We start from the raw sequence: 9050 nt of genomic DNA on the forward strand, positions 1-9050 counted from the left end.
GCCGTGCAGGCCGCGTTCGCGCCGTCGCAAGGCACGTCCGACCTGGCGGGGCTGGCGGCGCGGATGCTGTCGGCAGGCGGGCAGGGCGCAGCGCATCCGCGCATCCGCGTGATGGCGGCGCGCGCGCAGGCCGGCATCAGCTGGACCGATTTTTCCGAATGGCTGGACAACCTGGCCGGGCTCTGCGGCGACCGCCTGCTGCGCGTCAAAGCCGTGGTGCGCGTCAGCGATTGCGAGGAACCCATCTTGATCCAGTCTGTCGGCTCGACCTTCAGCCTGCCGCAGCGGCTGACGCGGCAGCCCGATGCGCGCGACGCGATCATCGTGATTGCGCGCGACATCGAGGCCGAGGAAATCCGCGCCTCCGCGCCGCATGCGCCGGTCGACATGCTGGTCTGAACACCGTTGAATCCAAGGCCGCGCGGCCAGACTGGCGTGCCGCGCGGTGCTTCGTAGCTAGTCGTCAGTTCTTTTCGATACGAGGTTGTCATGCAAGAGAAAAACCTGAATCGCCGTGGCTTCATCAAGACCGCCTCCGGCCTGGCGCTAGCGCCCGCCCTGGGCTGGCTGCCCGGCATGGCCCACGCCGCCGAAAAGGAAATCGTGGTCGGGACCTGGGGCGGCGACTACCAGAACCTGCTGCAGCAGATCATCAATCCCATCGTCGCCAAGCAGGATGTGAAGGTGGTCTACGACACGGGCAACGCCGTGGGCCGCGTCACCAAGCTGCGCGCCGAAAAGAACTCGCGCCGCGGCAGCATGGACGTGGCGCTGCTAGGTGAAGTCGATATGTACGACGCCGAGCGTTCCGGCACGCTGGAGCCCCTGGACGTCAAGAAGCTGCCCAACCTGGCCAACGCGATCGACACGCTGAAGACGCCGTACTCGATTCCGCACATCTTCAGCGCCATGACGCTGGTCTACAACACCGAGAAATTCCCGACGCCGCCCGATTCGCTGCAGGTGCTGCTGGATCCCAAGTGGAAGGGCCAGGTCGGTTTTTCCGACATTCTTTATCTCTACAACTCGGTCTTCGTGGGACTGGGCGCGGACGGCACCACCAAGGACTACGAGGGCGGCAAGCGGTTTCTGGCCAAGCTCAAGCCGAATGCGCCGCGCATCTACCCGTCCAATGAAGCCGTCGCGGCCGCCTTCAAGTCCGGCGAAATCGCGATCGCCGTCATGTGGAAGGCACGCGCGCTGCAATGGAAGGACAGCGGACTGCCGCTGGGCTTTGTCATTCCGAAGGAAGGGTCGGTGCCGGTGTCGTTTGAGGCCGCCGTCGCCAAGAACAGCCGCAACAAGGACGCGGCGTGGGCGTACCTGAACGCCATGCTGGATCCGCAGGGCCAGATCGGCTTTGCGGAAAAGATGGGCTACGCGCCCACTGTGACTAACGCGACGCTGCCGGAGGCGTTGAAGCGCGTGGGCTTCTCGGATGCCGAGGTCAAGCTGCTGCACGCGTACGACCTGAAGGGATTGACCGAGAAGAAGGCGGAGATGCTGGAGTTCTGGAACAAGGAGTTCAAGGCGGGATGATAGGGCGCGGGGCGTCGTTCCCCGCGTTTGCGCCACTGACCGCGTCATCGAAGCGCGATTCCTGCGGGGGAATCGCGCTTTTTCGTTTCCATACGCCTCTGCATGCGTAGTGAAATGTTATATCATCCGCCTGCTGGTTTGTAATGATATAACATCCGAGAGAGTAAAGATGAACGGTAAGAAGCTGGGGATGGGGAAAGCGCGCGGCAAAGCATCGCGCGTTCGAGCAGTTGGCCGGGCCCCCTTGAAACCGCTGGTGTGCTCGCTGATGCTGATGGCGCCCGTCGCCCAGGCGCAGACCGAAGGCGAGGCCCGCACGCAGACCGTGGCGCCGATCACGGTGTCCGCCAACCCGCTGGGACTGGACCTGAACAGCACCACGCTGCCGGCCTCGGTGCTGGAAGGCGATGCGTTGATCGAGCAGCGCAACGGCACGCTGGGCGAAACGCTCAAGAACCTGCCAGGCGTCAATAGCGACACGTTCGGCGGCGGCGCCAGCCGTCCGGTGATCCGCGGACAAACCGCGCCGCGCGTGAAGGTGCTGTCCGATGGGTCCGAAGTGATGGATGCCTCGGCTATTTCGCCCGACCATGCGGTGACCGTCGAGCCGCTGCTGGCCGACCGCATCGAAGTGCTGCGCGGCCCGGCCACGCTGCTGTACGGCGGCGGCGCGATCGGCGGCGTGGTGAACGTGATCGACAAGAAGATTCCGACCGAAGTGCCGGAGAAGGGCATCGCGGCCGAAGCGGAACTGCGCGGCGCCACCGGCACCAAGGAACGCGCCGGCGCGGTCGGCATCACGGCGGGCGAAGGCCAGTTCGCGGTGCGCGTCGAAGGCATGAAGCGCCGCACCAGCGACTACGACGTGCCGGACTGGCCCGGCGGCAAGCTGGAAGGCTCGTACAGCGAGTCGACGCAGGGCTCGGTCGGCATGTCGTGGATCACGCCGCGCGGCTACGTGGGCGTGGCCTTCACGCACCTGCAAAGCGAATACGGCCTGCCCGGCCACAACCACGAATACGAAGGTTGCCATCCGCACGGCACGCATCTGCATTGCGGCGGCCATGACCACGACCATGGGGACGAAGGCGAGGAAGGTCACGACCACGACCACGATCACGAACATGGCGGCGTGCCCTACGTGAAGCTGCGCAGCAACCGGATGGACCTGCGTGCCGAATACCAGGATCCGTTCGCAGGCTTCGAGAAGATCCGCTTTCGCGGTGGCCTGACGGATTACCAGCACGACGAAATTGAAGGCGGCGAGGTTGGCACGCGCTTCAAGAACAAGGGCTACGACATGCGGGTGGAGCTGCAGCACAAGCCCATCGCCGGCTGGCGCGGCGTGGTCGGCCTGCAGAACGCGTACAGCGATTTCAGCGCCGAGGGCGAAGAGGCGTTCCTGCCGCCGAGCAAGACCCGCTCGACCGGGGTGTTCCTGCTGGAGGAATACCAGTTGAACGATTGGCGGTTCGAGCTGGGCGCGCGTCAGGACTGGCAGCGCGTGTCGCCGTCGGGCGGCGCGCCGCGCAGCAGCCTGTCGGGCACGTCGCTGTCGGCCGCCGCGATCTGGGACTTTGCGCCGCAGTATTCCGTGGCGCTGTCGCTGTCGCGCTCACAACGCCTGCCCAACGCGCAGGAGCTGTATGCGGACGGCATCCACATCGCCACCAATACGTATGAACTGGGCAATCCGGACCTGACGCGCGAAACGTCGCACAACATCGACTTGACGCTGCGCAAGCATTCGGGCGACACGACGTTCTCGGCCAGCGTGTTCCACAACCGCGTGAAGAACTACATCTACGCCAACACGCTGGACCGCTACGAGGACTTCCGCCTGATTGAATACACGCAGCAGGACGCGGAGTTCACGGGCGTGGAAGGCGAGCTGCGGCACCAGTTCACGCCGATCTTCTCGGCGGCGGTGTTCGGCGACTACGTGCGCGGCAAGCTCACGGGCGGCGACGGCAATCTGCCGCGCATCCCGGCCGGACGCGCGGGCGTGCGCGGCAACTTCAAGTGGGAGCAGTGGTCGGGCGGCGTCGAATATGCACGCGTGTTCGCGCAGAAGGACATTGCGGCCTATGAAGACACCACGCCGGGCTACAACATGGTCAACGCGGTGGTCGCGTATCGCGGCCAGTACGGCGCCACGGGCTACGAGGTCTTCCTGCGCGGCACCAACCTGCTGAACAAGCTGGCTTACAACCACGCCTCGTTCATCTCGACGGTTGCGCCGCTGCCCGGCCGCAGCGTGCTGCTGGGCGTGCGCATGACGTACTGACCCGGTTGGGTGCGGCGGCGGGCTGTGCTATTTTCGGCGGGTGCCGCTGTCCGCGGCGGCATCCCGCGCCAGGAGCCCGCCATGCTGAAGTTCGCCGCCAATCTGTCGATGATGTACACGGAACATGCGTTCCTGGACCGCTATGCGGCGGCCGCCGCCGACGGCTACGCGGGCGTGGAATGCATGTTTCCCTATGAAGCGCCCGCCGCGTTCGTGCGCGAGCGCATGGACGCCGCCGGGGTGGCGCAGGTGCTGTTCAATGCGCCGCCCGGCATCACCGCACAAGGTGATCGCGGGCTGGCGGCCCTGCCGGGCCGGCAGGCCGAGTTCCAGGCCGGCATCGAGCAGGCGCTTTCGTATGCCACCGCGTTGTCTTGTTCCAATGTGCATGTGATGGCGGGCGTGGCGCCGCCCGATGCCTCGCACGAGGCGATGCTGGACTACTATCACGCCAATCTCGACTGGGCCGCTCGCGAGGCGCGCTCGGCCGGCGTCACGCTGCTGATCGAGCCGATCAACACGCGCGACATCCCCGGCTATTTCCTGAACCGCCAGGAGGACGCGCACGCCGTCGTGCAGGCGGTCAATGCGCCCAACCTGAAAGTGCAGATGGACCTGTACCACTGCCAGATCGTCGAAGGCGACGTCACCGCCAAGTTGCGCGAGTACCTGCCCACCGGGCGCGTGGGGCACCTGCAGATTGCCGGCGTGCCGCTGCGCCAGGAGCCGGACCGGGGCGAACTCGATTACGGCTGGATTTTCGGCGTGCTGCGCGAGTTGCAGTACACCGGCTGGATCGGCTGCGAGTACCGTCCCGCAGGTTCCACGTCGGCCGGACTGCGCTGGCTGACCGCGGCGCGCGCCTGATCGGCAACAATCCCGCATTTGAAGTTCAAAGGAGTGAGCGTCATGTTCCAGGGCGTGCTGCGCATGCTGTTTTCGGCGGCGCTGGCCGCGGCTTTGCCGGCCGCGTCGTGGGCGGCCGACTATCCCGATCGGCCCATCCGGTGGCTGGTGCCGTTCAGCGCGGGAGGCGGCAGCGATCTGGCGACCCGCATCGTGGCCCGGCATGTCGGCCAGACGCTGGGACAGCCGGTGGTGGTCGAGAACCGCCCGGGCGCCGCCACCATCGTCGCCGCGCAGGAAGCCGCGCGCGCTCAGCCGGACGGCTACACGGTGCTGACCGCGGGCATGAGCACGCTGGCGCTCAACCCGTGGCTGTACGACGATCTGCCCTACGATCCGCAGCAGCAACTGACGCCGGTGTCCACGTTGGTGGCGCTGCCCATCGTGCTGGTTGCGGCGCCTGATTCGGGCCTGCACACGCTGGACGACGTGAAGACCTATCTGAAACGCGAGCCGCCGGGCAGCTATGCGTCGCTGGGCGTGGGCAGTCCGCATCACCTAGCCATGGAACTGTTCATGGAAACCGTCGGCGGCCGAGCGACCGCGGTGCCCTACAAGGGATCGCCGCCCGCGCTGCAGGATGTTGCCGCGGGTGTCGTGCCCCTGATGATGGCGGACCTGGCCGCCGCCCGGCCGCTGATCCAGGCGGGCAGGCTGCGGGCGATTGCGATGCCGTCCGCCAAGCGGTCTGCCCAACTGCCGGGCGTGCCGACGATTGCCGAGGCGGGCGGGCCGATCTTTGAGGCGGCGGCCTGGCAGGGCGTGGTCGCGCCCGCCGGCACGCCCGCGCCCATCGTGGAAAAGCTCAGTCAGGCGATCCGGCAGGCGCTGGCATCGCCGGATGTCGTCAAGCAGTTGACGCTGCAGGGCTTGGAGCCGACCGGCAGCACGCCCGACGCCTTTCGCGCGTACGCGCGGCAGGAGCACGAACGCTGGGGCGCGGTCATTCAGGGCAAGGGGCTTTCCGCGGAGTAAGGGGCCGGGGTGGCGCGTTGCCGGGCAAGGCGTAAACGGGACTCGGCGCTGGGTGAAAAGGGTTTGGGTAGCAAAGGGCCGGGTAACAGCCGCCGCAAGGTGTAACGGCGGCGTGCACGGCGACGGCGCGGGCGTACGATGAAACGATGCGCATCCGGCCCGGACCGCGGGCGAGGAGACTGCCATGTCTTTGATCGTAGCTGCCCGCTTCGAGGGCTTTGAAGCCGCCAAGGCCGCCGCCAGCCGCCTTGCCACCAGCGGCTTTCCCGACTGGGATATCCATACCTTCTACGTTAATCCCGCCGGCGAGCACGGCCGCTTTCCGTATGGCGGGGACCGGCGTTCCGACCCCGACGCGGGACGCGCCGACATGGGCGCCTATCTGGGCGCGGGCGGCGTGGGGGCTGTATTTGCGGTATTCGGCGGATTTGTTGCGGCAGAACTCAGCGACTCCACTGCCGCAATCCTGGCCGCGGCGGGTGTGGGCGCGTACCTCGGGTCGCTGTTCGGCGCGCTTTGGGTGACAGGGCACGGCACCACGCAGCACGGCCACTTCAATCCCGACTCTCATGCCGAGATCCGTCAGGCCGGCGTCATGGTCGCCGTGCGGGTCAGGCCGCAGCGCGAGATCCTGGCATGCCGCATTCTGCGCGATGCCGGAGGCGCCGACGTGGAGCACGCCAACGGCCGCTGGCGCAACAACCACTGGGAAGACTTCGACCCGCTATCGCTGCCGCAGCGCGAGCCGGGTTTTGGTTGATGGCGGGGCGGAGGGCGATTTGCTGTAAAGGTGTCAGACACCCTGCTGCAACGGTGTCTGACACCCTCTGAGATGTCGCTGCAAGCTGGCGATCCGCTCACCAGGGTGTCAGACACCTGATGAGACACCGTTTGCCCGCGAAGGAGTCTGATCAGTCAGGCGCGGGGATCGGCGCCTTGCGGCTGCGCTGCGCCGTTGCGGCGCAGCCGGCGGACGCGACGATGATGCCGCAGATGGCCAGCCATTGCGTCTGCGACAGATGTTCGTTCAGCACGACGACCCCGGCCAGCGCACCCATTGCGGGCTCCATGCTCAGCAGTACGCCGAACGTCTTTTGCGGCAGCCGCCGCAGCGCCACCATTTCCAGCGAATAGGGCAACGCGCTGGACAGGATGCCGACGGCCACACCCGCCAGGATCAGTTTGGGATCGAGCAGGGCCATGCCCGCGTGCGCCGCACCGACAGGCAGGGCGACCATCGCGGCCGCCAGCAGACCCAATGAGGTGGCCTGACCGCCGTGCACGTTGCCGGCCATCTTGCCGAAGATGATGTACAGCGCCCAGCACACGGCAGCGCCCAGTGCGTACGCGATGCCCTGTGGATCGAGGTCGTGGACGGACTGGCCGGTGGGAATGAGCAGAATCAGGCCGGCCAGCGCGCAGGCGATCCACACAAAGTCGATGGCGCGCCGCGACAGCACCACGGCCAGCGTCAGCGGTCCCGTGAATTCGATGGCGATGGCAATGCCCAGCGGCAGTGTTTTCAGCGCCATGTAGAACAGCAGGTTCATGCACGCCAGCGTCACGCCGTACAGCGCAATCTTCGCGGCGTTGCCGCGCGTCAGCGGAAAGCGCCACGGCCGCCAGAAGGCCAAGAGGATGATGGCGCCGATGACGATGCGATACGCGGTGGTGCCTTGTGCGCCCACTTCCGGAAACAGCGATTTCGCGAACGACGTGCCCACGCACAGCGAGGCCATCGCGCCGATCAGCGACAGGGTGGGAAGCAGGGTGGACGTGGCGCTGTTGTGTCCGTTGTTCAAGGTGGCGGCAGTCATGGAAGGCGGGGTTCGTGCAAAAACGCTTGTGTCAGGAATTTGGCGTGGGCGGTCAGGGCTGCGGATTCATCGCCGTGGATACCAGCACGTAGATCGCCAGCCCCAGCATGATCGCGCCCAGAATGCCCTGCTGCGCACGCAGGAACCACGGATTGCGCGCGACCCAGCCGCGGATGCGCGACGCGCCGTACGCAAAGCAGCTGCCGTAGGGCAGGCTGAGCGCCTTCATCGTGACGCCCAGCACCAGCATCTGGATCCAGACCGGCCCGTTGTCCGGCGAGGTGAATTGCGGCAAGAAGGCGATCATGAAGAGCAGCACCTTCGGGTTCAGCAGATTGGTGATGAAGCCCTGCCAGAAGGCGTCGCGCGCGTCGCCCGGCCGGGCCGCCAGCGACACCTCGGCGGCGTTCGCGCACCGGATCATTGCCTTGATGCCCAGGTACCCCAGATACAGGCCGCCCGCCGCCTTGATGCCGACGAAAAGCGTGGGAAAGGTCCGCAGCACGGAAGCCAGGCCCAGCACCACGGCCGGAACCTGAATGAAGCCGGCGGCCACGTTGCCCAGCACGCTATGGAAGGCGGGACGAAACCCTTGCGTCATGCCGCGCGATAGCGTGAGGGCCATGTCGGGACCGGGCGTGAGCTTCAAGGCCGCGTCGGCGGCCAGGAAAAGCAGGAAAAGCTGGAGTGACGGCATTGCAGGGTGCAGCGTGGAATTCCCGGCGGCGCGGGCGGAGGGCTCCCAGTGTAAGCAAGCCACTTGAATAATTCCTGCGTCCGGGTCACTCGGAATGAAGTTTCCCGTCGAATTCTCGACGGTTTGCATCGCGACCACGATTAGAATCGGCCGATACCCGCCATCCGCGCGATGTTTCACCTCAAAAGCGTTCCGAGTGCCCCATGGAACTAGACGATTTCGACCTGCAGATCCTGCAAAGCCTGCAGGAAGACAACCAACGAACCAGCCAGGAGGTCGCGCAACGCGTGAACCTGTCGCCGGTGTCCTGCCTGCGCCGCATGAAGCGGCTGCGCGAATCCAGGGTGGTGACGGCGGACGTGTCCGTCGTGGACCCCGCCGCCGTGGGACGCGGGATCACGATGGTGGTGCTGGTGTCGCTGGAAAGCGAGCGCGCCGACAAGCTCGACCAGTTCAAGCGCGCCATGCAGACCGCGCCCGAGATCATGCAGTGCCTGTCGGTGACGGGCGAGGTCGACTTCGTGCTGACGCTCACCATGCGGGACATGGGCGAGTACGAGGTGTTCGCGCAGCGCCATTTCTGGGGCAACCCGAACGTGAAGCGGTTTTCGACGCTGGTGGTGATGAGCCGGGTGAAGAATGGGCTGACGGTGCCGGTGATGGCGGGAGCGTAAGCCGGCGCATGCTCCGGCGCGCCGCGCGGCGCGGCCGCTTAGGCGGGCGCGCAACCGGTCGCTCAAGCCCCTGACGGCTGGCCGCCGTCCCGGATGCCGGTTCGCGCGGGTCCAGGCCCGTGCGGGTCGGCCGGCCGGGCCGCGTGGATCGCACG

The 9050-nt window shown here is 66.6% G+C and carries 9 protein-coding genes; 7 read left to right on the top strand and 2 right to left on the bottom strand.

The annotated features are described in order from the left end of the window. From B3446_RS06935 to B3446_RS06960, 6 genes are all read left to right on the top strand, one after another. On the top strand, positions 1–399 hold a 399-nt coding region (locus B3446_RS06935), incomplete at its 5' end, for a GTP-binding protein (RefSeq protein ID WP_291378741.1). 90 nt (positions 400–489) lie between these two features. Continuing rightward, positions 490–1539, top strand: coding sequence for an ABC transporter substrate-binding protein (locus B3446_RS06940; RefSeq protein ID WP_191578288.1), 1050 nt, complete (start codon positions 490–492; stop codon positions 1537–1539). Positions 1540–1729: 190 nt separating this feature from the next. Continuing rightward, on the top strand, positions 1730–3826 hold the full coding sequence (locus B3446_RS06945) for a TonB-dependent receptor domain-containing protein (RefSeq protein ID WP_409558280.1): 2097 nt from the start codon (positions 1730–1732) through the stop codon (positions 3824–3826). Positions 3827–3907: 81 nt separating this feature from the next. After that, positions 3908–4693 carry a 2-oxo-tetronate isomerase gene (gene otnI / locus B3446_RS06950; RefSeq protein WP_291378744.1) on the top strand — a complete coding sequence of 262 codons (786 nt, stop codon included), beginning with the start codon at positions 3908–3910 and terminating at the stop codon, positions 4691–4693. A gap of 42 nt (positions 4694–4735) precedes the next feature. Next, positions 4736–5707: a Bug family tripartite tricarboxylate transporter substrate binding protein gene (locus B3446_RS06955; RefSeq protein WP_291378746.1), complete on the top strand. Its 972-nt coding sequence runs from the start codon at positions 4736–4738 to the stop codon at positions 5705–5707. A 184-nt stretch (positions 5708–5891) separates the two neighbouring features. Then, positions 5892–6467, top strand: a complete 576-nt coding sequence (locus tag B3446_RS06960; protein WP_175122134.1) for a hypothetical protein — start codon at positions 5892–5894, stop codon at positions 6465–6467. A gap of 151 nt (positions 6468–6618) precedes the next feature. Here the strand turns inward: B3446_RS06960 and B3446_RS06965 are convergent, their stop codons facing one another. After that, positions 6619–7524: an EamA family transporter gene (locus tag B3446_RS06965; protein ID WP_291378749.1), complete on the bottom strand. Its 906-nt coding sequence runs from the start codon at positions 7522–7524 to the stop codon at positions 6619–6621. 52 nt (positions 7525–7576) lie between these two features. After that, the gene (locus B3446_RS06970; RefSeq protein WP_291378751.1) at positions 7577–8221 is read right to left on the bottom strand and encodes a LysE family translocator; all 645 of its coding nucleotides are present in this window, start codon (positions 8219–8221) and stop codon (positions 7577–7579) included. Between the two features lie 203 nt (positions 8222–8424). On the opposite strand from B3446_RS06970, the gene B3446_RS06975 reads away from it, so the two are divergent. After that, entirely contained in the window at positions 8425–8895 is a 471-nt protein-coding gene (locus B3446_RS06975) for an Lrp/AsnC family transcriptional regulator (RefSeq protein WP_191578284.1), read from the top strand. The last annotated feature ends 155 nt before the right edge of the window (positions 8896–9050 follow it).

The organism is Achromobacter sp. UBA5777 (assembly GCF_002418565.1).
Classification (GTDB): Bacteria; Pseudomonadota; Gammaproteobacteria; order Burkholderiales; family Burkholderiaceae_B; genus Achromobacter; species Achromobacter animicus.

Excerpts from the sequence above, each read along its gene's own strand:
- B3446_RS06975 (WP_191578284.1), top strand. The coding sequence starts at position 8,425 with ATGGAACTAGACGATTTCGACCTGCAGATCCTGCAAAGCCTGCAGGAA.
- B3446_RS06960 (WP_175122134.1), top strand. The coding sequence starts at position 5,892 with ATGTCTTTGATCGTAGCTGCCCGCTTCGAGGGCTTTGAAGCCGCCAAG.
- B3446_RS06955 (WP_291378746.1), top strand. The coding sequence starts at position 4,736 with ATGTTCCAGGGCGTGCTGCGCATGCTGTTTTCGGCGGCGCTGGCCGCG.
- B3446_RS06940 (WP_191578288.1), top strand. The coding sequence starts at position 490 with ATGCAAGAGAAAAACCTGAATCGCCGTGGCTTCATCAAGACCGCCTCC.
- otnI (WP_291378744.1), top strand. The coding sequence starts at position 3,908 with ATGCTGAAGTTCGCCGCCAATCTGTCGATGATGTACACGGAACATGCG.
- B3446_RS06945 (WP_409558280.1), top strand. The coding sequence starts at position 1,730 with ATGGGGAAAGCGCGCGGCAAAGCATCGCGCGTTCGAGCAGTTGGCCGG.
- B3446_RS06965 (WP_291378749.1), bottom strand. The coding sequence starts at position 7,524 with ATGACTGCCGCCACCTTGAACAACGGACACAACAGCGCCACGTCCACC.
- B3446_RS06970 (WP_291378751.1), bottom strand. The coding sequence starts at position 8,221 with ATGCCGTCACTCCAGCTTTTCCTGCTTTTCCTGGCCGCCGACGCGGCC.